Source organism: Paenibacillus sp. FSL W8-1187 (genome assembly GCF_037965485.1).
Lineage (GTDB): Bacteria > Bacillota > Bacilli > Paenibacillales > Paenibacillaceae > Paenibacillus_O > Paenibacillus_O pasadenensis.
In genome coordinates this window covers 5,039,383-5,061,141 of sequence record NZ_CP150181.1, presented here as the reverse complement: position 1 = coordinate 5,061,141, position 21,759 = coordinate 5,039,383, and the positions used below count along the sequence as shown (strand labels likewise).

At 66.2% G+C, this 21,759-nt stretch carries 19 protein-coding genes; 17 read left to right on the top strand and 2 right to left on the bottom strand.

Features of this window, described 5'->3' with window-relative positions:
• The first annotated feature begins 140 nt into the window (after positions 1–140).
• The 8 genes from argC (at position 141) to NYE40_RS21860 (ending at position 9,588) form a co-directional block, all read left to right on the top strand.
• The gene (gene argC, locus NYE40_RS21895) at positions 141–1,190 is read left to right on the top strand and encodes an N-acetyl-gamma-glutamyl-phosphate reductase (protein ID WP_028599021.1); all 1,050 of its coding nucleotides are present in this window, start codon (positions 141–143) and stop codon (positions 1,188–1,190) included.
• A gap of 39 nt (positions 1,191–1,229) precedes the next feature.
• The gene (gene argJ, locus NYE40_RS21890; RefSeq protein ID WP_084137292.1) at positions 1,230–2,492 is read left to right on the top strand and encodes a bifunctional ornithine acetyltransferase/N-acetylglutamate synthase; all 1,263 of its coding nucleotides are present in this window, start codon (positions 1,230–1,232) and stop codon (positions 2,490–2,492) included.
• 32 nt (positions 2,493–2,524) lie between these two features.
• Positions 2,525–3,310, top strand: a complete 786-nt coding sequence (argB, locus tag NYE40_RS21885; protein ID WP_101807651.1) for an acetylglutamate kinase — start codon at positions 2,525–2,527, stop codon at positions 3,308–3,310.
• Between the two features lie 82 nt (positions 3,311–3,392).
• Positions 3,393–4,577 carry an acetylornithine transaminase gene (locus NYE40_RS21880; RefSeq protein ID WP_339278956.1) on the top strand — a complete coding sequence of 395 codons (1,185 nt, stop codon included), beginning with the start codon at positions 3,393–3,395 and terminating at the stop codon, positions 4,575–4,577.
• Between the two features lie 39 nt (positions 4,578–4,616).
• Complete coding sequence (argF, locus tag NYE40_RS21875; protein WP_339278955.1) at positions 4,617–5,597, top strand: ornithine carbamoyltransferase; 981 nt, start codon at positions 4,617–4,619, stop codon at positions 5,595–5,597.
• Positions 5,598–5,635: 38 nt separating this feature from the next.
• Positions 5,636–6,874 carry an argininosuccinate synthase gene (locus NYE40_RS21870; protein ID WP_339278954.1) on the top strand — a complete coding sequence of 413 codons (1,239 nt, stop codon included), beginning with the start codon at positions 5,636–5,638 and terminating at the stop codon, positions 6,872–6,874.
• A gap of 105 nt (positions 6,875–6,979) precedes the next feature.
• Positions 6,980–8,395: an argininosuccinate lyase gene (gene argH, locus NYE40_RS21865; RefSeq protein WP_339278953.1), complete on the top strand. Its 1,416-nt coding sequence runs from the start codon at positions 6,980–6,982 to the stop codon at positions 8,393–8,395.
• A 530-nt stretch (positions 8,396–8,925) separates the two neighbouring features.
• On the top strand, positions 8,926–9,588 hold the full coding sequence (locus NYE40_RS21860) for a TraX family protein (RefSeq protein ID WP_339278952.1): 663 nt from the start codon (positions 8,926–8,928) through the stop codon (positions 9,586–9,588).
• Between the two features lie 122 nt (positions 9,589–9,710).
• Here the strand turns inward: NYE40_RS21860 and NYE40_RS21855 are convergent, their stop codons facing one another.
• Positions 9,711–12,152, bottom strand: a complete 2,442-nt coding sequence (locus tag NYE40_RS21855) for an EAL domain-containing protein (RefSeq protein ID WP_101807655.1) — start codon at positions 12,150–12,152, stop codon at positions 9,711–9,713.
• 202 nt (positions 12,153–12,354) lie between these two features.
• Here NYE40_RS21855 and NYE40_RS21850 point away from each other — a divergent pair, with 202 nt between their 5' ends.
• Positions 12,355–12,507: a hypothetical protein gene (locus tag NYE40_RS21850; RefSeq protein ID WP_153784414.1), complete on the top strand. Its 153-nt coding sequence runs from the start codon at positions 12,355–12,357 to the stop codon at positions 12,505–12,507.
• A gap of 92 nt (positions 12,508–12,599) precedes the next feature.
• On the opposite strand, the gene NYE40_RS21845 is transcribed toward NYE40_RS21850, so the two are convergent.
• On the bottom strand, positions 12,600–14,438 hold the full coding sequence (locus NYE40_RS21845) for a VanW family protein (protein WP_339278951.1): 1,839 nt from the start codon (positions 14,436–14,438) through the stop codon (positions 12,600–12,602).
• A gap of 114 nt (positions 14,439–14,552) precedes the next feature.
• On the opposite strand from NYE40_RS21845, the gene NYE40_RS21840 reads away from it, so the two are divergent.
• The 8 genes from NYE40_RS21840 to NYE40_RS21805 all read left to right on the top strand — a co-directional run bounded on the left by NYE40_RS21840 (position 14,553) and on the right by NYE40_RS21805 (position 21,716).
• Positions 14,553–15,380 (top strand): response regulator transcription factor, encoded by an 828-nt coding sequence (locus NYE40_RS21840; RefSeq protein ID WP_339278950.1) that lies wholly within the window; start codon positions 14,553–14,555, stop codon positions 15,378–15,380.
• 1 nt (position 15,381) lies between these two features.
• Positions 15,382–16,503: a histidine kinase gene (locus NYE40_RS21835; protein WP_339278949.1), complete on the top strand. Its 1,122-nt coding sequence runs from the start codon at positions 15,382–15,384 to the stop codon at positions 16,501–16,503.
• A 526-nt stretch (positions 16,504–17,029) separates the two neighbouring features.
• Entirely contained in the window at positions 17,030–17,968 is a 939-nt protein-coding gene (locus NYE40_RS21830; protein WP_028599032.1) for an ABC transporter ATP-binding protein, read from the top strand.
• A gap of 13 nt (positions 17,969–17,981) precedes the next feature.
• Positions 17,982–19,115, top strand: coding sequence for an ABC transporter permease (locus NYE40_RS21825; protein ID WP_339278948.1), 1,134 nt, complete (start codon positions 17,982–17,984; stop codon positions 19,113–19,115).
• Between the two features lies 1 nt (position 19,116).
• Positions 19,117–20,265 carry an ABC transporter permease gene (locus NYE40_RS21820; RefSeq protein WP_339278947.1) on the top strand — a complete coding sequence of 383 codons (1,149 nt, stop codon included), beginning with the start codon at positions 19,117–19,119 and terminating at the stop codon, positions 20,263–20,265.
• Between the two features lie 188 nt (positions 20,266–20,453).
• A complete protein-coding gene (locus NYE40_RS21815) occupies positions 20,454–20,867 on the top strand; it encodes a DoxX family protein (RefSeq protein WP_101807659.1) in 414 nt (137 codons plus the stop codon).
• A 97-nt stretch (positions 20,868–20,964) separates the two neighbouring features.
• Positions 20,965–21,300, top strand: coding sequence for a metalloregulator ArsR/SmtB family transcription factor (locus tag NYE40_RS21810; RefSeq protein WP_028599036.1), 336 nt, complete (start codon positions 20,965–20,967; stop codon positions 21,298–21,300).
• Positions 21,297–21,716, top strand: a complete 420-nt coding sequence (locus NYE40_RS21805; protein WP_028599037.1) for an SRPBCC domain-containing protein — start codon at positions 21,297–21,299, stop codon at positions 21,714–21,716. Before NYE40_RS21810 ends, NYE40_RS21805 begins: the two co-directional genes overlap by 4 nt.
• Positions 21,717–21,759 lie beyond the last annotated feature (43 nt).

Here is a 21,759-nt window from a genome sequence, read left to right as displayed (position 1 = left end):
AAATCCAGCCGGGAGGGCGAATATCCCAACGGCAAGGCGGATTTTGACTGTTGTATTATTATTAATATGAACGTATAATGATACGGAAATCGAATCGGGCGGAAGCGATGGATGCCGCAGCGGGATGGGAGAGGTCAGCGATGGAGAACAAGACAAGAGCAGCGATCGTAGGATCGACGGGCTACGGCGGGGTCGAGCTGATCCGCCTGCTGCACGGCCATCCGCACGCGGAGGTGACGAGCGTCATCTCCTCGTCCAGCGCGGGCGAGCCGATCGCCGCGGGATATCCGCATCTGAGCGGGATTCGCACGGAGCTGCTGGACGATGTCGATCCGGCGGCGATCCGGGCCAAGGCGGACGTCGTCTTCCTGGCGACGCCGGCCGGCGTCGCCTCGAAGCTCGTGCCGCAGTTGCTGGAGCAGGGGCTCAAGGTCATCGACCTGTCGGGCGACTTCCGGCTGCCGCAGCCGGATGTGTACGAGCAGTGGTACGGCAAGCCCGCCGCCGATCCGGCCTATCTGGAGCAAGCGGCGTTCGGCTTGTGCGAGATTTACGGCGACCGCGTCAAAGGAGCGCCGTTCATCTCCAATCCGGGCTGCTATCCGACGGCGACGCTGCTCGGCCTCGTGCCGGCGATCAAGGCCGGCTGGATCGATCCGGACTCGATCATCGTCGACGCCAAGAGCGGCGTCTCCGGAGCCGGCCGCGGCGCGAGCCTCGGCACGCATTATTCGGAGCTGAACGAGAACTTTAAGGCGTACAAGATCAACAAGCATCAGCATGTCCCGGAAATCGAGATGGTGCTGTCCGACGCGGCCGGCCGCGACGTCGTGACGACGTTCACGACGCATCTCGTGCCGATGACGCGCGGCATCATGGCGACGATGTACGCCAAGCTGACCGAGGAGCGCTCGGAGGCCGACTTCATCCAGCTGTACGAGGAGTTCTACGCGGGCCGTCCGTTCGTGCGCATCCGCCCGGCGGGCCAGTGGCCGGCGACCAAGGAGGTCAGCGGCTCCAACTATTGCGACATCGGCTTCGCCGTCGACCGCCGCACCGGACGGATCACGTTCGTGTCCGTCATCGACAATCTCGTCAAGGGCGCGGCCGGACAGGCGATCCAGAACTTGAACCTGATGATGGGCTGGGACGAGGACGCGGGCCTGCGGCTCGTGCCCATGTACCCTTAATAGACGACGCGTCAGCGCCAGAAGGAGACAAGCGCAGCGATGGCACACGAACATGCAGCAGCTCAAGCAACAGCGGCAACGGCCGCATTCACGGTCGTGGAGGACGGCTCCGTGACGACGCCGGCGGGCTTCCGCGCGGGAGGCCTGCATTGCGGGCTCAAAAAGACCGACCGCCACGATCTGGGCGCGATCCTCTGCGAGGTGCCCGCGGCGGCGGCGGCCGTCTATACGACGAATAAGGTGCAGGCCGCGCCGCTCAAGGCGACGCGCGAGAGCCTGGCGGCCGGCGGCCGCCTGCGGGCGATGCTCGTCAACAGCGGCAACGCCAACGCCTGCACCGGCAAGCAGGGCGAGGCCGATGCGTACGAGATGCGCGCCGCCTTCGCGGAAGCGGCGGGAGTGCCGCAGGAGCAGGTGGCCGTCGCCTCGACCGGCGTCATCGGCGAGCTGCTCAAGATGGACCGCGTCCGCTCCGGCATCGCGCAGCTGCCCGCCCGGCTGAAGGCCGGCGCGGAGGGCGCGGACGACTTTTGCCAAGCGATCCTGACGACCGATCTCGTGAAGAAGTCGGTCTGCGTCTCGCTGCAGGCCGGCGGACGGACCGTGCATGTGGCGGGAGCGGCCAAAGGCTCCGGCATGATCCACCCGAACATGGCGACGATGCTCGGCTTCGTCACGACCGACGCGCCCGTAGGCAGCGAGGCGCTGCAGGCGCTGCTGCGGCAGGCGACGGACCGCACGTTCAACATGATCACCGTCGACGGCGACACGAGCACGAACGACATGCTCGTCGCGATGGCGAGCGGCCTGGCGGGCGGCGACGAGCTGACGCCGGCGCATCCTGATTGGGAGGCGTTCGCCTCGGCGCTGACCTACGTCTGCGAGATTCTCGCCAAGGCGATCGCCCGCGACGGCGAAGGCGCGACGAAGCTGATCGAGGTGCGCGTCAGCGGCGCCGAGAGCGACGCTTCGGCGGCCGCGATCGCCAAGACGATCGTCGGCTCCTCGCTCGTCAAATCCGCCGTCTTCGGCACCGACGCCAACTGGGGCCGGATCATCGCGGCGGCCGGGCGCGCGGGCGAGCCGCTCGATCCGGATACGGTCGACATCGCGCTCGGCCCGATCCTGACGCTGCGGGACTCGCAGCCGGTCGCGTTCGACGAGGACGCGGCGCTGGCCTATCTCAAGGGCGACACGGTCGAGATCATCGTCGACCTCAAGCTCGGCGGCGGCCAGGCGACCGCCTGGGGCTGCGACCTGACGTACGACTATGTGCGCATCAACGCGGCGTACCGGACGTGACCCGGACCTACGGAAGGAGCGACAGCGGAGGCATGGAACAGCGGTTTGTGATGAAATGCGGAGGCAGCACGCTCGCGGCGCTGCCTGCCGCCTTTTTCGAGGACCTGCGGCGGCTGCAGGAGAGCGGCGTGAAGCCGGTCATCGTGCACGGCGGCGGGCCGGCCATCTCCGGCACGCTGGAGAAGCTCGGCATCGAGACGGAATTCGTCGGCGGCCTGCGCCGCACGACGGAGGAGGTGCTCGACGTCGTGGAGATGGTGCTGTCGGGCACGATCAACAAGGAGATCGTGCGGCGCATCCAGGGAGCCGGAGCGCGGGCGCTCGGCCTCTCGGGCGTGGACGGCAAGCTCATCCAGGCGCGGCCGGTGGCGAACGCGGACGAGATCGGACATGTCGGCGAGGTGACGGAGGTGAACGTCTCCGTCATCGAGGGCGTCATGGCGATGGGCTACATTCCCGTCCTCGCCCCGGTCGGCATCGACGACGCCGGCCAGCGCTACAACATCAACGCCGATACGGCGGCGGGAGCGGTCGCCTCGCAGCTTGGCGTCCTTCGCATGATCGTTGTCACCGACGTGCCGGGCATCCTGCGCGCGGTGGACGGCGAGAAGCGCGTGCTGCCGCGCGTGACGGCGGCCGAGATCGAGGAGATGATCGCGAGCGGCGAGATCTACGGCGGCATGATTCCCAAGGTCAAGGCGGCGCTCGCCTGCCTGCACGGCAACGTGCGCGAGGTGGCGATCGTCAGCGGCACGGAGCCGGATGTGCTGAGCCGCGCCGTGCTTGAAGGCGGCGTCGGCACGGTCATCGAGGCTTGACGCGGCCCGCGCGCGGCGCGGCGCTGCCTATGGCCTGCTCACGCAGGCCGATCATTTTCAATCGGAGAGGCAGGAGAAGGACATGAGCGGAGAAGCGTTATTCCCCACCTATGCGAGATACCCGCTGGCGCTCGTCAAGGGCGAGGGCAGCTGGCTGTGGGACGATCAGGGCAACAAGTACCTCGACTTCATGAGCGGACTGGCGGTCACGAACCTCGGCCACGTGCCGCAGGCGATCAAGGAAGCGCTGATCCGGCAGCTGGACGAGGTGTGGCATGTGTCCAACCTGTTCCGCATCCCGGTCCAGGAGGAAGCGGCCGAGCTGCTCGTGCAGCATACTTGCGCGGACGCCGTCTTCTTCTGCAACTCCGGCGCGGAAGCCAACGAGGGCGCGATCAAGCTCGCCCGCCGCTACTTCCAGAAGGTCAAGGGCGAGCATCGCTACGAGGTCATCACGTTCACGCAGTCGTTCCACGGACGCACGCTGGCGACGCTGACGGCGACCGGACAGGACAAGGTCAAGGAAGGCTTCCTGCCGCTGCCGGAAGGCTTCGTCACCGTGCCGATGCACGATCTGGACGCGCTCCAGGCGGCGATCACAGACCGCACCGCGGCGGTCATGCTGGAGCTCGTGCAGGCCGAGGGCGGCGTGCTGCCGGTCAAGCCGGAGTTCGTGCACGATCTCGCCAAGCTGTGCCGCGACGCCGGCATCCTGCTCATCCTCGACGAGGTGCAGACCGGCATGGGACGCACGGGCAAGCTGTTCGCGCATGAGCACTACGGCGTCCAGCCGGACATCTTCACAGCGGCCAAAGGACTCGGCAGCGGCTTCCCGGTCGGCGCCGTGCTCGCCAAGGAGTTCCTGCGCGAGGCGTTTTCCCCGGGCTCGCATGCGACGACGTTCGGCGGCACGCCGATCGCCTCGGCGGTCGTCAAGGCGACCGTGCAGGAGATCGCCGGCAACCGCGCGTTCGACCGCGCCGCCGGCGCGGCCAGCTACCTGACGGGCCAACTGCGCGAGAAGCTCGCCGGCAACCCGTGGGTCAAGCAGATCCGCGGCCTCGGCCTGCTGATCGGCATCGAATGCGGCGGACCGGTGGCGGACGTCATCGCCACGATGCGCGAGCGCGGCCTGCTCGTCGTGCCGGCGGGGCCGAATGTCGTGCGCCTGCTGCCGAATCTGCTCGTCAGCCATGCCGAGATCGACCAGGCGGTCGGCATCATCGCCGCCGTCCTCAAGGAAAAGACCGTAACGGCCCCGCAGTAGGGCCTGATATTCTCATAGAAAAGCAGGTGTGAACCCACGATGAGCGTACCGCAATCCTCCCTCCTGACGGGAACGGCCGCCGAGGAGCTGGCCTCCAGCCTCAAAGGGCGCGACTTCCTCGCGCTCGCCGACTACACGCCGCAGGAGCTCCGCTACCTGATCGACCTGGCGATCGAGCTCAAGCGCCGCCAAAAGAGCGGCGAGACGTTCCATCCGCTGAAGGGCAAGACGCTCGGCATGATTTTCGAGAAGGCGTCCACCCGCACGCGCGTCAGCTTCGAGGTCGGCATGTACCAGCTCGGCGGCCATGCGCTGTTCCTGAGCGGCAACGACCTGCAGATCGGGCGCGGCGAGCCGGTGTCCGATACGGCGCAGGTGCTGTCCCGCTACCTCGACGGCATCATGATCCGCACGTTCGCCCACCGCACCGTCATCGAGCTGGCGCGCAACTCCACGATCCCGGTCATCAACGGCCTGACCGACTCCGAGCATCCGTGCCAGGTGATGGCCGACTACCAGACGGCGCTGGAGCACAAGGGCCGGCTCGAGGGGCTCAAGGTCGCCTACATCGGCGACGGCAACAACATGGCGCACTCGCTGCTCATGGGCGCGGCCAAGCTGGGCCTGCACATGAGCGTGGCGACGCCGGAGGGCTACGAGCCGGATGCGGACATCGTGGCGCAGACGCGCAAGGTCGCTGCCGACACAGGCTCGCTCATCCATGTCTGCCGCGATCCGCGCGAGGCGATCGAGCAGGCGGACATCGTCTATACCGACGTGTGGGCGAGCATGGGCTTCGAGGCCGAGCAGGCGGAGCGCGAAAAGGCGTTCGCGGCCTATCAGGTCAACGAGGAGCTGACGAAGTTCGCGAAGCCGGACTACCTGTTCATGCACTGCCTGCCGGCGCATCGCGGCGAGGAAGTGAGCGAGGGCGTCATCGACGGCAAGCACTCGATCGTATTCGACGAGGCGGAGAACCGCCTGCACGCGCAGAAAGCGATTCTGGCCGCGCTAATGTAGTCCCATTTTTCAGATGAGGAAGGAAGAGAGCAGCGCTCATGTCCAAGCAAAAAATCGTGCTCGCCTACTCGGGCGGCCTGGATACATCCGTCATTCTCAAGTGGCTCAAGGAAACGTATGACGCCGAGATCATCGCCTTCACCGCCGACATCGGCCAGAAGGAGGAGCTCGACGGCCTCGAGGAGAAAGCGCTGGCGACCGGCGCCTCCAAGGTGTACATCGACGACCTCCGCGACGAGTTCGCCAAGGACTTCATCTACCCGATGTTCCAGTCGGGCGCCCTCTACGAGGGCCAGTACCTGCTCGGCACGTCGATCGCGCGTCCGCTCATCGCCAAGCGCATGGTCGACATCGCCCGCGCCGAGGGCGCGACCGCGATCGCGCACGGCGCGACCGGCAAAGGCAACGACCAGGTCCGCTTCGAGCTGACGGCCGCCGCGCTGGCGCCGGACATCCAGGTCATCGCGCCATGGCGCAGCGAGGAGTTCCGCGCCGAGTTCCCCGGCCGCGCCGAGATGATCGCCTACGCCGAGAAGCACGGCATCCCGGTGCAGGCGTCCGCGTCCAAGCCGTACTCGATGGACCGCAACCTGCTGCATATCAGCTTTGAGAGCGGCATGCTCGAGGATCCGTGGTTCGACCCGAGCTCCGAGGAGAACGAGGGCATGTACGTGCTCAGCGTCTCGCCGGAGCGCGCGCCGGATCAGGCCGAGTACGTCGAGCTGACGTTCGAGCAGGGCGACTGCGTCGCCGTCAACGGCGAGACGCTGAGCCCGCTTGCGGTGATGGAGAAGCTCAACGAGCTCGGCGGCAAGCACGGCATCGGCCGCGTCGACATGGTCGAGAACCGCTTCGTCGGCATGAAGAGCCGCGGCGTGTACGAGACGCCGGGCGGCACGATCCTGTTCACGGCGCATCGCAAGATGGAGTCGCTGACGATGGACCGCGACGTCATGCATCTGCGCGACTCGCTCATCGCCAAGTACGCGACGCTCGTGTACAACGGCTTCTGGTTCGCGCCGGAGCGGCTCGCGCTGCAGGCGCTCGTGGCCGAGAGTCAGAAAAACGTCAGCGGCGTCGTGCGGCTCAAGCTGTACAAGGGCAACGTCATCGGCGCCGGCGTGAAAAGTCCGGTCAGCCTGTACAATCCCGACATCGCGACGATGGAGGCCGATCCTTCGCAGGCGTACGACCAGGGCGACGCGACAGGCTTCATCCGCCTGAACGCGCTGCGCCTGAAGGTATCCTCCGGCGTCGAGCAGAGCCGCAAAGGATAGGACGGCAGCCAAGGAAAACGAAGGCAGATCAAACAAGATGGGCTTGCGGGACGCTGCGGCGTCCGCAGGCCCGTTGCCATGCAGAAGGGGAGGCGGGGAACGACCATGAGCAAGCTGTGGGGCGGAAGATTCACCAAGCAGACGGACAAGCTGGTCGAGGAATATACGGCGTCGATCACGTTCGACAAGGAGCTGGCGGAGGAGGACGTGCGCGGCAGCCTGGCGCATGTGGCGATGCTCGGCAAGCAGGGCATCCTGCCGGCGGAGGATGTCCAGACGATCGAGGGCGGGCTGAAGCGCGTGCTCGAGCGCATCCGCGCGGGCGAGCTGGACTACAGCGTGTCCGACGAGGACATCCACATGAACATCGAAAAGGCGCTGATCGAGGACATCGGCCCGGTCGGCGGCAAGCTCCATACGGGACGCAGCCGCAACGACCAGGTCGCGACCGACATGCATCTATACCTGCGCACGCGCGTCGTCGAGTTCGTCGGCCTGCTGCGCGGCCTGCAGGAGGCGCTCGTCGGCCAGGCGCGGGAGAACCTCGACGCGATCGTGCCGGGCTACACCCATCTGCAGCGCGCGCAGCCGATCCTGTTCGCCCATCATCTGATGGCGTACGTCAGCATGTTCGGCCGCGACATCGAGCGGCTGCAGGACAGCTACAAGCGCATCGACACGCTGCCGCTCGGGGCGGGCGCGCTCGCCGGCACGACGTTCCCGATCGACCGCCATTTCGTGGCGGAGCAGCTCGGCTTCGGCCGCGTGTACGAGAACAGCCTCGACGCGGTAAGCGACCGCGACTTCATTCTGGAGTTCCTGTCGCATGCCTCGATCATCATGATGCATCTGTCGCGCCTGTCCGAGGAGCTGATCCTCTGGTCGAGCACGGAGTTCCGCTTCGTGGAGCTGGACGACGCGTTCTGCACCGGCAGCAGCATCATGCCGCAGAAAAAGAATCCGGACGTGCCGGAGCTCGTGCGCGGCAAGACCGGCCGCGTCTACGGCAATCTGGTCGGCCTGCTGACTGTGCTCAAGTCGCTGCCGCTGGCGTACAACAAGGACATGCAGGAGGACAAGGAGGGCATGTTCGACACCGTGAAGACGCTGTCGGGCGCGCTGCGCCTGTTCGCGCCGATGATCGCCACGATGAAGGTGAACAAGGGCCGGATGCGCGAGGCGGTCAACAAGGACTTCTCGAATGCGACCGACATCGCCGACTTCCTCGTCGGCAAGGGCCTGCCGTTCCGCCAGGCGCATGAGGTGATCGGCAAGACGGTGCTGTACTGCATCGAGAACGGCAAGTTCCTGCTGGACCTGTCGATCGAGGAGTTCCGGCAGTTCTCGGAGCTGTTCGACGAGTCCATCTACGACGTGCTGCAGCCGGAGACGGTCGTCAACGCGCGCGACGTGTACGGCGGCACCGCCCGTCCGCAGGTGGAGGCCGCCATCGGCCGCGCCGAGGCGGCGCTGGCGGAGACGGCCGGCTGGGTGGAGCGCTTCGAGGCGCGGCAGGGGTAAGCCGGGAGCATCCCGGCACCGGATCGCCGGAGGTCAAGAGCGAGCGGATGCGGAGAGCGGCCGTTGCCTTGCAGTAGAATTCAAAAAGAGCAGACAAGACGAGGCCGACCCTGATTCGGCTTCGTCTTGTTTGCTTTTGAACGGGTGGGCGCAATCGCTCCTTCGAGCTAACGACGGCTGAAACGCTTAGGCGACGTTTTTGGACATGGCTAAAAATCTAACGACGGGTCAGATTCTTACAGCAGCAGAATGGCCTCTTTCCCGCCGCTTGCCCTCCTTTTCGCAGCCGTAAGCGTACCACGCATCGTTAGATTTTCTTGCCCCCCGTTTTCGGCCTTCTAACGCGCTGATCCGTCGATAGCTCCGGGCGGGGCGGTTGGAGCCAAGTTGAGGCGAGACGACTTGGAGCGAAACTGCGGAGGCTTCTCCCGTGGTCAAGCTTGCAGCTTGGTCGCACAGGACTATCGCAGGCTGGCGTGGACTCGCTTTCCTATTTTGTCGTAGACTAAGCGAAAAAGGAGGTGACGCCCATGCAGCTGCTGGCTATCGTGACGATGCTGATCGACCATGTCGGGCTGATCTTCTTCCCGGACTCGCCGGGCTGGCGGATCGTCGGGCGGATCGCTTTCCCGATCTACGCCTATTTCATTACGGTCGGATACCGGATGACGTCGTCGCGGCCGAAGTACCTGCTGCGCCTGGCGATGCTTGCGGTGATCGCCCAGGTGCCGTACATGCTCGCGTTCGATACGACGCATTACAACGTCATCTTCACGCTGCTCGCCTCGGCGCTCGTGCTGCTGGCGATTGACGGGCTGCTCGCCTCCCGCCTGCCGCGGGCCGTCCGCTGGCTGGCCATCGTGCCGCTGACGCTCGCCGCCGCGCTGTTCATGACGGAGCTGCCGTTCGACTACAACGCCTACGGCCTGCTGCTCATCCTGATCTACCGCTACTCGGACAAAGGGCGCACGGTGCTGCTGCATCTGCTGCTCAACGCCCTCTACTATGTGCTGAGCGGCCCGGATTGGGGCATCCAGATGTTCAGCCTCGTGCCGACGCTGCTGCTCGTCTACGGCGCGGAGCTGCGCGCCGAGCTGAACCGGGTCCGCGTCCCGCGCTGGCTGTGGCGGGCGTTCTACCCGGCCCATCTGGCCGCGCTCGCGGCGGCGGAGTTCATCCTGCGCTCGCGCTGAGCGGAGGCCGCGCGGCCAGCGCGGCTCGACGAGACGCAAAAAAGAAGCTTCCCAAAGCCGATGGCGACCGGGAAGCTTCTTTATGTGCAAGGAAATGCTGCGGCAATGCTTGTCCCTGTCCTTCAGGCGATCTGCTCGCCGAGCAGCTCCGAGATGCGGGCGGGAGGGACGGGCTTGCTGAAGTAGTAGCCCTGGGCCTCGTGGCAATGGCGCAGCAGCAGGTATTGCAGCTGCTCGCCGGTCTCGACGCCCTCGGCGATGACCTTGAGCCCGAGGTTGTGCGCCATGTTGATGATCGTATGCACGAGCGCCTCGTCCTTGCTGTCCTGCATCAGGTTGCGCGTGAAGCTCTGGTCGATCTTGAGGCTGTCGATCGGGAACAGCTTCAGGTAGCTGAGCGAGGAGTAGCCGGTGCCGAAATCGTCGATCGACAGGAAGATGCCCATCTCCTTGAGCTTGTGCATGATGGAGATGGCATGCGCGGAGTTCTGCACGATGCTCTCGGTCAGCTCCAGCTCCAGGTACTTCGGCTCAAGCCCGGTTTCCTTGAGCGCGCGGCTGACGACCTCGGCGAAGCCGCTCTGCTGGAACTGGCGCGAGGAGATGTTGACCGCGATGCGCAGCGGCGGCAGTCCGTCGTCCTGCCACTCCTTGTTCTGGCGGCATGCCTCGCGCAGCACCCATTCGCCGATCGGGATGATGAGGCCGGTCTCCTCCGCCAGCGGAATGAACTCCGCGGGGGAGATGAGGCCAAGCTTCGGATGCTGCCAGCGGATGAGCGCCTCGACGCCGACGACGGCGCCGGCCTTGATGTCCACCTGCGGCTGGTAGTGCACGGTGAACTCGTTTTTCTGGATCCCTTTGCGCAGGCCGATCTCCAGGTTCATGCGGCGGCTGACGACCTCGTTCATCTCCGGCGTGTAGAACTGGAAGTTGTTCTTGCCCTGCTCCTTGACGCGGTACATGGCGGTATCGGCGTTCTTGATGAGCGTGTCGCGGTTGTTGCCGTCCGCCGGGTAGAGGCTGAGGCCGATCGACGGCGTCACGTACATCTCCTGGTTGCCGACGAGGATCGCCTGGCTGAACGTCATCAGAATCCGCTGCGCCTTGCGCGTCATGTCCTCGTACGAGGTGCCCGGCAGCAGGACGATGAACTCGTCGCCGCCTTGGCGGGAGACGGTATCCTGCCGATCCACGCATTCGCGCAGCCGGATCGACACCTCCACGAGCAGCAGGTCGCCCATCGTGTGGCCGAGCGTATCGTTGATGTACTTGAAGCGGTCGAGATCGAGGAACATGATGCCGATCATCAGGCCGGACTCGTCCGCCTGATCGAGCGCCTCCTTGAGGCGGTCGTTGAGCAGATGGCGGTTGGGCAGCCCGGTCAGCGGATCGAGGTAGACCATCTGGTTGATCTTGTGCTCGGCTTTTTTGCGCTCGGTGATGTCGCGGATGATGCTGCTGAGAAAAGGCTGCCCTTCCTCCTCCCAGACGGCGAGCGACAGCTCGATCGGGAACTCGGTGCCGTCCTTGCGCAGACCGTACAGCTCCAGCGTGCGTCCAGCGCCGGGGACATCGTCCGGCTGCAGCGCCAGATAAGGGCGCAGCCCGTCGGCATGAGCCTGCTTGAAGCGGTCCGGGATCGTCATTTCGAGCGGGCGCCCGATCGCTTCCTTCTCGGTGTAGCCGAACATGAGCTGCGCGCCGCGGTTCCAGGACTGGATGATCGTGCGGCTGTCGGCCAGGATGATGGCGTCGCTCGCCGATTCGATGACGGAACGGAACTTGCGCTCGGACTCCAGCGACTGCGACTCGAAGCGGCGGTTCACGTACGTGCTCGTGAACACCATGGCGAGAATGATGAGCATGCCGATGCCGATCGCGTAGGCCAGCAGGCTGTTGTTCAGCGAGGACATGTCCGAGGAGACCGGGTTGCCGCCGTGGTCGTGGAACGACGCGGCCGCCATCCCGGTGTAGTGCATCGACGCGACGGCGACCCCCATGACGACCGCGGCGAGCGTCTTGCGGCGCCAGAGGTTTGGCTGATCGGCTTGCTTTTTGACGGAGTACATCAGATAGAGGGCCGTCAGCGAGGCGATGAAGGCGATCGCGGCCGACAAGCCCCACAGCAGCGGATCGTAGCGGACGGTGGCGCTCATCTGCATCGCCTCCATGCCGACGTAGTGCATTGAGACGATGCCGGCCGCCATGAACAGCGCGCTCAGCAGCGCGCGGGACAGGCGCATCGTGGGCTGGCTGATCAGGCGCAGCGCGAGGAAGCTGGCCAGCAGCGCCGGGACGATCGAGACGAGCACGATCATCGGATTGTACGTGACCGGAGTGGACAGATGCAGCGCGAGCATGGCGATGAAATGCATCGACCAGATGCCCATGCCCATCGAGATCGCGCCGCAAGCGGTCCAGACGTTGCGGGCTCTGCCTCTCGACTTGTTGATATGGATGCCGAGATCGAGCGTCGCGTAGGACGCCAGAATCGGGATCGCGACGGAAAGGATGACCAGAATGATATTGTAAGAGCTGTCGAGCGAATGGTGATGATTCATGGGATTATTCTCCTTCAGTTGCTTCTCTTTATCTATAACGGCAAAAGAACTAGGTCTTTTTACCTTAAAGAGACTCTTTCCATGTTTCGGCGGGCATGGACGGGCCGCTCCCCTTGGAATCCGGCATGGGACCAAGACGCGGGCTTGAAGCGGCGAGGGCAGGCGGGGGGCTGCTCGACGGACGGGCGGAGGGCAGCGGCGCATGGCCGGCGAGCCGGACGGGGGAGGGAGAGGCGAGGGAGATGGGGTGGACCGCAGGGACGGCGGGGGGAACCGGGAGCAGATGCAGGGCATGACCGGCTACATGGGGGAAAACTGGGCTCCGTTCAGCAGGAACATGTTTATCGGCATGTAATCCAGGCGATGACTGAGGTTCGGTCATGGCGGTCCTCAAGCAGCGGGCTTCGCTCCCAAACGGGGCTCGAACGCGAGTCGTTCGGGAGGCCGCTAGCCGACGAGCTTCTCCGTCAGCCCGGGCAAAAGGACCTCGGGCTGCAGCACGCGCAGGCCATCCTCGAGCAAATCGCTTGGGCTGCCCTCCATGCCGCCCTCCGGGGCGGCCAGCGCGCCGCGGTCTCCCGCCGGAGCCGGAGTCGGCGCCGCGCTTCCGCCGGGCGTCGGCGCGCCGCCGGCCGGACCGGCTTCGCGGGCGCCTTCCGGTCCGGCCTCGGGGCCGGGCGCAGGGGCCGGGGCCGCGGCAGGTCCTTCGAGGATGACGGACGGCTGCGGCTTGTACGTGTCGCGGGACAGGCGGACGCGCGACACTTCCTTGCCGTCTACATATTTGATCCGGTACGTCTCGACGATGTAGCCGGTCCGGCCTTTTTTCTGCACGATCTGCTGTCCCGGCGCCAGCCCTCCGCTGCGGCGCAGCTGCACGGGGGCGGGCAGCGTGCGCACCGTCTTGGACGCGACGGAGTAGCGCACCTCGCGCGGCATCGTGCCGAACAGCTTGATCGTCAGCTGCCCGCCGCCGGAGGTGGCGCGGATGACGAGATGCTTGCCGGTCGTATTGCGGAAGCGGAAGTTGATGACGCCTTCGGCGAACGTCGCGTCCTGGCCCTTGGGCAGGTAGGAGACGGGCACGGAGTGGTTGCGCCGCTCGACGATCTCCAGGCCGGCGCGCAGCGCGGCGTTGTACAGCGTGCTCGACACCTGGCAGATGCCGCCGCCGATGCCGCGCGTGAACTGTCCGTTGAGGATGACGGGGGCCTCGCGGTAGCCGGTCTCGCGCTCCGTGATGCGGATGATCTCGCCGTAGTCGAACACCTCGCCCGGCTTCATCTCCCAGCCGTCGAGCGTGCGCGCCGTCTCCGAGACGTTGAACGCCCGCCCCTGCGAGCTGGTCCGATAATCGGTCGAAAACGAAGCGATCCGCCGCTCGACGCCCTCCGCCTTCAGCGACTCGACCGTCTTGGCCGGCGCGACCGAGCGGAGCAGCAGCGGCGTCTCGCGGGAGGCTTCGCGGCCGAGCTCCCGCAGCAGCGCCGGCCCGTCCAGGCCGCGCAGCCGCGCGCCGGAGCGGGCCGGGGCGGGCTCGGCGGGGCCGAGCCCGGCGGAGGCCCAGCGCAGCAGCTCCGCATGCTGGCGGTCCAGATCGAGATGCATGACGCTGCGCCCGGGCGTATAGACGACCTGGTCGTAGGAGGTGATCGTCCGCACGGCGTCCACCGGCTTGCGCTCGTCGTAAAAGCCCCATTCCGAGCGGATCGCCGCGTCGAACGCCTGCCGGTCGTCCAGCAGCCGAACGGGCAGCTGCCGCTCCCAGCGCCAGCGGTACTTGGCCCGCTCCCAGGCCGAGCCGGTGCCGAGCCGTTTCAGCGCGGCCTCCGCGCCGCTCGCATCGAGCCGCAAGCCGAGCTCGGCGAGCGTCCAGCCGCGGCTGCGCTCGGCGCCGCTCTCGCCCGCCGTAGCGCCGTCTGCGGCCTGCGCCGGAGCGCCCCTGTCGCCGGAGCTTGCCGTCCCTGGCGACGGTGCTCGGCTGCTCGCTCCGTCCGCTGCGCCGCCGCTGCCGGCCGCGTCCGCGGCGGCAGGCTTGTCCGCGCCGAAAGAGGCGGACGGGGTTCCGTCCGCCAGCGTCACGACGCGGCTGTCGAGCGCCTGCCGGTACGTCTGCAGCAGCTGCAGCGCTTCGGCGCGGTGCAAGCCTCCAAGCGGCAGGCCGGCGGCTTCCGTGCCGGCGGGCACCTTGTCCTTGGAGCCGTAGATCCAGAGCATCCCCCAGATGGCGGTGGCTGCCAGCGTCAAGGCGAGCACGACGATGAGCAGCAAATGAAGCCTTTTCACAGGACCATCCTCCCTCCGACAAGCTGTCTCCTAGATCTATGCCGGGAGGCGGACGATTATATCCGGCAGATGGGCATTCATGGTAAACTATCCGCTGAAAGGGGCGGAACGAACGTGACCATCAAGGTGCTCATCGCCGACGACAATTCATTCATCCGGGAAGGCATGCGGATCATCCTCTCCTCGTTCGGAGACTTCGAGGTCGTGGCCGCCGTCGAGGACGGCCTGCAGGCGGTCGATTATTGCAAGGAGCATCCGGTGGACGTGGCGCTGCTCGACATCCGCATGCCCGGCATGAGCGGCACCGAGGCGGCCCGGCTGCTCACGGAGGGCACCTCCGTCAAGCCGCTCATGCTCACGACGTTCGACGACGACGCGTCGGTCGTGGAGGCGGTGCGCTGCGGGGCCAAGGGCTATCTGCTCAAAAACAACGATCCCGAGCAGATCGCCGCCGCGATCCGCAGCGTGCACGGCGGCCATAGCGTGCTGCAGGAAGCGGTGCTCGACAAGCTGCGCTCCTTCGCTGCCGGCCTCGGAGCGCCGGCCGATGGCGCAGGAGCGCCGGCTGATGGCGCAGGAGCGCCGGCTGACGGCCGATCCGCGCTGCCTACAGAGGGGGAAAAGCCCGCCCCTGGCGGGCGAAGCAAGAGCGCGGAAGGGGCCGGCCCCGCGTCCGCGCCGTCCGCGCCGTCCGATGCGGCCCCGCCCGATGCGTCGCCCGCTGCGGAGGCGGCTCCGCCGATCGACCGCAGCCGCTTCACCGAGCGCGAGCTCGAGGTGATGGCGGGCATTGCCCGCGGCCTTTCCAACAAGGAGATCTCGCGCGAGCTGTTCCTGTCCGAGGGGACGACCGCGAACTACATCACCTCCATCCTGAACAAGACCGCTCTGGAGCATCGCACGCAGATCGCGATCTATTATCTGACCGGGAAGCTGCGCTGACATGAGCCGCCTCTGGACGATCGGCAACAAGCTGCTGCTGCTGCTCTACCTGGTCTACACGCTGTACTTCGGGCAGCAGGAGGAGCCTTCGGGCTTGCTGCTGCTGTCCTTCTTGCTGTACGCGGCGCTGAACCTATGCGTGCATCTGCTGCGGCAGCCGCGCCTGCAGCAGGCCGCCATCGCGGCGGTCATCCTCTTCCTGCTGGCCGTCTCCTGGCTGGAGGCGCCGCCGTTTCTGCTGCTGCTGCCGCTGAGCGCGTACGAGCTCGCCTCGTTCCGCGCCAGGCGGGCGGCGCCGCTGCTGGCCGCCTCGCTGCTGCCGCTGGCGGCGCTCGGCGGCGGACTGGGCGCCGCCTATGCGCTCGTCTGGAGCCTGTCCTGGTTCAACTATGCGACGCTCAGCCGGCTCCATCGACGGTCGCTCCGTCAGGAGGACGAGCTCGATCGGCTGCGCGGAGAGCTGCGCCGCTTGTCCGCCCGCATCGGCGAAGGGCAGGAGCTGCAGCGGATCGCAGAATACGCGGGCCAGCTTGAGGAGCGGAGCCGGATCGCCCAGGAGATCCACGACGGCGTCGGCCACGCGATGACCGGCGCGCTCATCCAGATGGAGGCGGCGAAGCGGCTGCTGGGGGAAGACCTGCAGCAGGCGGGCGGCCTGCTGCAGAACGCGATCGGCATCTCCAAGGGAGCGATCGAGGACATCCGGCGGACGCTCCACCGGATGAAGCCGCCGCCCGAGCAGCTCGGCATGAGCCGGCTGCGCGAAGCGGTCGATGCGTTCCGCGCCTCGAGCGGCATGCAGGCGAGCGTGACGCATGCGGGCGATCTGGAGCGGATCGGGGCGCTGCACTGGCGGATCATCCAGGGCAACGTGACCGAGGCGCTCACCAATGCCGCCCGCTACAGCGGCGCGTCGGCCGTCCATGTCGAGGTGCGCGTGCTCGGGCGCTACGTCCAGGCGGTCGTGTCCGACAACGGCCGCGGCCAGGCGCGCATCGTCAAGGGGCTCGGCATCGCCGGCATGGAGGAGCGCGCCGCGAGCGCCGGCGGCACCGTCGTCGCCGACGGCAGCGACGGCTTCCGCGTGACGACGCTGCTGCCTTGCCCGGAAGCGCAGCGCTGAGCAGGGGTGCCCGCGCGGAGCCGCCGCATGGAGCGGCAAGCGGCGCTTGCGCCGTCTGCGAAGGGCCCGCGCGCGCCGGCCGGCCGGGCTTTCCGCGCAACTCCGCCGCCAGAGCGCCTATTCGAGCCGAGTTACGCGGTTTTTCCGCGCAACTCCGCCGCCAGAGCGCCTGTTCGAGCCGAGTTGCTCGGTTTTTCCGCGCAACTCCGCCGCTAGAGCGCCTATTCGAGCCGAGTTACGCGGTTTTTCCGCGCAACTCCCCCGCCAGAGCGCCTGTTCGAACCGAGCTGCTCGGTTTTTCCGCGCAACTCCGCGGCGCGCGGCGGCGGTGAAGCGCCTCTTTTATGTCTGACCTTCAAACGCTCTAGAAGGGTTAGAAGTCGCACAATGCCGACGCCCTGCGCCAGCTTCCTCCGCTCATGAACTTTCTCATACGCAAAGGGTGAACTTATGCACTGACATGAGGTCGCCCTTTTTCGTTAGGATGGGATCAACAAGAACGCGCACGACGAAAGGAATGGGGAGCATGAACGTACTGGAGCTGCGCCAGCTGACCAAAAAATTCGGAGACTTCATCGCCGTCGACGGCATGACGCTGGACGTGAAGGAGGGCGAGATCTTCGGTTTCCTCGGCTCGAACGGTGCGGGCAAGAGCACGACGATCAACATGGTCGCCTCGCTGCTCGTGCCGACGAGCGGCGAGATCCGCATCCTCGGCCAGAATGTCCGCAAGCAGACCCGCCAGGCGAAGCTGAACCTCGGCATCGTGCCGCAGGACCTCGCCATCTACGGCGAGCTGAGCGCCTTCGAGAACGTCGCCTTTTTCGCCGGCCTGTACGGCCTGCGGGGCGCCGAGCTGAAGGCCCGCGCCGAGGAGGCGCTCGAATTCGTCGGGCTCTCGGACCGTGCCGGCGCCAAGCCGGACGGCTTCTCCGGGGGCATGAAGCGCCGCCTCAACATCGCCTGCGCGATCGCGCACAAGCCGCGCCTCATCATCATGGATGAGCCGACCGTCGGCATCGATCCGCAGTCGCGCAACTACATCCTCGGCTCGGTGCGGCAGCTCAACGAGTCCGGCTGCACCGTCATCTACACGAGCCACTACATGGAGGAGGTCGAGGAGATCTGCAGCCGCGTGGCGATCGTCGACCACGGCAAGATCATCGCCGACGGCACGAAGGAGCAGCTCAAGGCGATCATCACCGACATCAAGGAGCTGTCGATCGAGCTGAAGCCCGGCTCGCCGTACCGGCTGCAGGAGCTGCAGCAGGTGCCGGGCGTGCGCGCGGTGACGGAAAAGGAAGGCGCGCTGCGCGTGCAGAGCGATGCCTCGGTCGACAATTTGAACCGCATCCTCAAGGCGCTGATGGAAGGCGGAGCGGAAATCCGCTCGCTGCAGGAGCTCGAGCCGAATCTCGAGACGGTATTCCTGACGCTGACCGGCCGCAGCCTGCGGGATCGCTGAGGAGGCTGGACCGATGACCCCTATGCTGCGCATCGCGCTCAAAGAAATCCGGACCGACTTCCGCGATCGGAAGACGTTTTTCCTGCTGCTCGGCTTCCCGCTGCTGCTCATCCTCATTCTCGGCACGGCGCTGTCCGGCTCCTTCGACTCGGAAAGCGGCGCCGTCCTCAAGCCGCAGGTGCTCGTCCAGGACGCCAGCGGCGGCGACAAGCCGCTTGCCGAGGCGTTCGCCGCGTTCCGCCGCCAGGCCGAGACGAATGGCGTCGTCTTCACCGACGCCTCGGGCACAGCCGACGGCACCGCCGAAGTCGAAGCGGGCCGCTACGACAGCTTCGTGCGGCTGACTCCCTCCGGCATGGAGGTGCACGGCAGCACCCGCCATCCGATCGAGAGCAACATCGCGCAAGGCATGCTGCAGGCGTTCGCCGACCGCTACAACGCGGCGGCGGCGATCGGCGCGCAGCGGCCCCAGGCGCTGCAGAGCGCTTTCTCCGCCTCCGAATCGGCCGGCGGTTATGTGCAGGAGCGCTCGATCGACGAGAACCGCAAGCCCGGCTCGATGGACTACTACGCGCTGGCCATGACCGTGGCGGTCGCGCTGTGGGGAGCCCTGTCCTCCGTGCGCCTCGTCGCCGGCGAGAGAGCGCAGGGCACCGCGGCCAGGCTGATGGCGGCTCCGGTGCGCAAGAGCGACATCTTCGCCGGCAAGGTGCTGGGCAACGTCGTCGTGAACAGCGTCTGCATCCTGGCGGTCGTGCTCCTCAGCAAGTGGGCGTTCGGCGCCTACTGGGGCGACAACCTGCCGCTGGCGCTGGCGCTGCTGCTGACCGTCGTGCTGCTGGCGACGAGCCTCGGGCTGTTCTTCAGCTATTTGCTGCAAGGCAAATCGGCAGGCGGAGTCGTCATGCTGCTCGTGCAGCTGGCCGCCTTTTTCGGAGGCGCGTACTTCCCGGTCTCGACGAAGGCCGCGGACGCCAGCCTTCTCAACCTATGGTCGCCGGTCTACTGGGCCAACTCCTCGCTGTCGCGGCTCGTCTATGAGGGTCAGATCGCGCCCGCTCTGCAGACGATGGCGCTCAACCTGGGGCTGGCGCTGCTGCTGCTCGCCGCATCGGCCTGGCATATGAATAAAAAGGAGGAATTGTAGCATGATCAAGGACTTGGCTTGGCTGTTCGGCTTCATGCTGCGCGGCACGTTCCGTAAGCGGAGCAGCTGGATGCTCTATCTGGGCCTCCCGGTCGTCGGCGTGCTGACCTCCGTGCTGCTCTACTCCGGCACGCAGTCGCCGCCGCTGCGGGTCGCGATCGTGAACGAGGACGGAGCGGCGCGCATCGCCGCCGATACGGCCGCCTATGTCGGCGGCCTGCGCGAGGTGCAGGTTCAGGAGCTCGGCCGCGAGGAAGCGAAAAAAGAAATCGCCTCCGGCAGCCTGGACGTGGCGCTCCTGCTGGAGCCTGGCTTTTCGGCCGCCGCCGCCGCGGGCCATCCGCAGGGAATCGCCCTGGAATCGGTCAAGGGAGCGTCGGTGACGGCTTACGTCAAAAGCATGCTGGACGCCTACCTGTCGAATGTCGCGGCGATCAGCCGGGCGGCGGACGGAGACGGCGCGGCGTTCGAGGCGATGTACGCCGCTTATCGCGACGGCGCGTTCAAGCTGACGGCGGAGTCCGCCCGCGATACGTCGGTCGCCCGGTCGATGAGCGCGCAGGCGATCGGCTTCCTCATCCTGTTCATGCTCATGTCGGCCGTGAATCTGTCCGAGATGCTGCTCAAGAGCCGCGAAAACCGCACCTACCTGCGCATCCTGTCCTCGCCGGTGCCGGCCGGCACGTACGTGCTCGCCAATACGCTCGTCAATTTGTCGGTCATGGCCGTGCAGATCGCGCTGGCGCTCGGCGTGATGCGCTTCGGCTTCGGCATCGACGCCGGCATGCCGCTCGCCGAGCTCGGAGCCCTGCTGCTGCTGTTCGGCCTCGTCTCGGTCAGCCTGTCGCTCGCGATCGTCGCCTTCTCCCGCAGCTCGGCGATGGCGAGCGCGCTCTCGAACTTCATCATCACCCCGAGCTGCCTGCTGGCGGGCTGCTTCTTCCCGGCGAGCATCATGCCGGAGACGATCCGCCGCATCGGCGACTTCATGCCGCAGCGCTGGGTGCTGACGTCGATCGACGCCCTGCAGAGCGGCCGATACGCCGACATTCCGCTCCACATCGCGGTGCTGCTCGCCTTCGCGCTGGTGTTTTTCCTGGCGGCGGCGTTCAAGCTCGGGAGGAGCGACGATACGCGCAGCTTCGTGTAACGGACCCGCATCGAACCCAAGCCCTCTTTCCGAGACGCTTGGGTTTTGTTCTTTTCAGCGAAAAAAAGAGCTCCTGGCATTGACGCGACACCATAAGGTGTCGTATTCTAAATGGGCCACCAAATGGTGTCGTATCGACCGGCATGGCGGACGGGGCAGGAAACCGAACCGATGAGGAGGAAATAAAGATGAGCATGCAGACCGGCACGGCAGCGAGCTTGAACGCAAGTCCGCGATCCCGAGGGAAAGCGGCCGCATATTGGACCGTCACGCTGTTTTTCGCGGCGGCGATGCTGCTGAGCGGACTTGGCCAGCTGATGCGGCTGGAAGGGAACATCGAGCTGGTGCGGAATCTGGGATACCCGCTTTACCTCATGACCATCCTAGGAATCTGGAAGGCGCTAGGGGTCGTCGCAATCGTCGTTCCCGGCTTTCCCCGGGTGAAGGAATGGGCTTACGCCGGCTTCTTCTTCCTCATGACGGGAGCGGCATGGTCCCATGCGCTCGACCATGAGTACGGTTTTCCGGTTTTCCTCCCGCTGGCGTACGCCGCTCTCGCCGCCGCTTCCTGGGCGCTGCGTCCGCGCAGCCGCAAGCTTTGAGCTTCAGGAGCGCCGCGGGCGCCCGCCCGCCGGGCTCGTGAGCCGGTCTGAGCCGGACTGAGCCGGTCCATGCACAACAGGTAAGGGAGAGGACGTCATGAGCGAGAACGGCCCGCAGCGGGATGTGTTCGAAGCCATTGCAGATCCGACCCGGCGCCGGCTGATCCAGATGCTGGCCGCAAAAGAGGAGATTCCGCTTCATGAACTGACGGCGCCGTTCGCCATGGGGCGGACGGCCGTATCCAAGCATCTGGCCATCCTCAAGGAGGCCGGGCTGGTGGCGGACCGCAAGGTCGGCCGGGAGACGCGATTCAGGCTGAACGCCGCTCCGCTCCGGGAGATTCAAGACTGGGTGGCTTTCTATAGCAAGTTTTGGAGCGCCAATATGGCGCGTTTGAATCAGCTTTTACTCGAGGAGGAAGAACAACGATGAGCCAGACGTTAACGATGGATTTTCCGTTTTCGACGACGGTCGAGCAGCTGTGGTCCGCTTTGACCGACTCCAAGAAGCTCGCCAAGTGGGTCGCCAACATCCATACCGGGGAGCCGATGGACAATGATTTCGAGCCGGTCGTCGGCCGCCGCTTCCAGTTCCGCACGACGCCGAACCAGTGGTGGGACGGAGTCATCTCCGGCGAGGTGCTGGTCGTGGAGGAGCCGACGAAGCTGTCCTATACCTGGACCAGCGCCATGGAGGAGCATACGATCGTATGGACGCTGCAGGAGCTCGGTGGCGGCAAGGTCAACCTCCATCTGGAGCAGACCGGCATCTCGACGTCCCAAGCCGTCGAAGGCGCCCGCTTCGGCTGGGGCAAATGGCTGGCCGAGCTGGAGAAGCTTGTCGCCTAGCTGCGGAAAGGCCGGCTCGCGGGGCCGGCCGACAACGGAATCG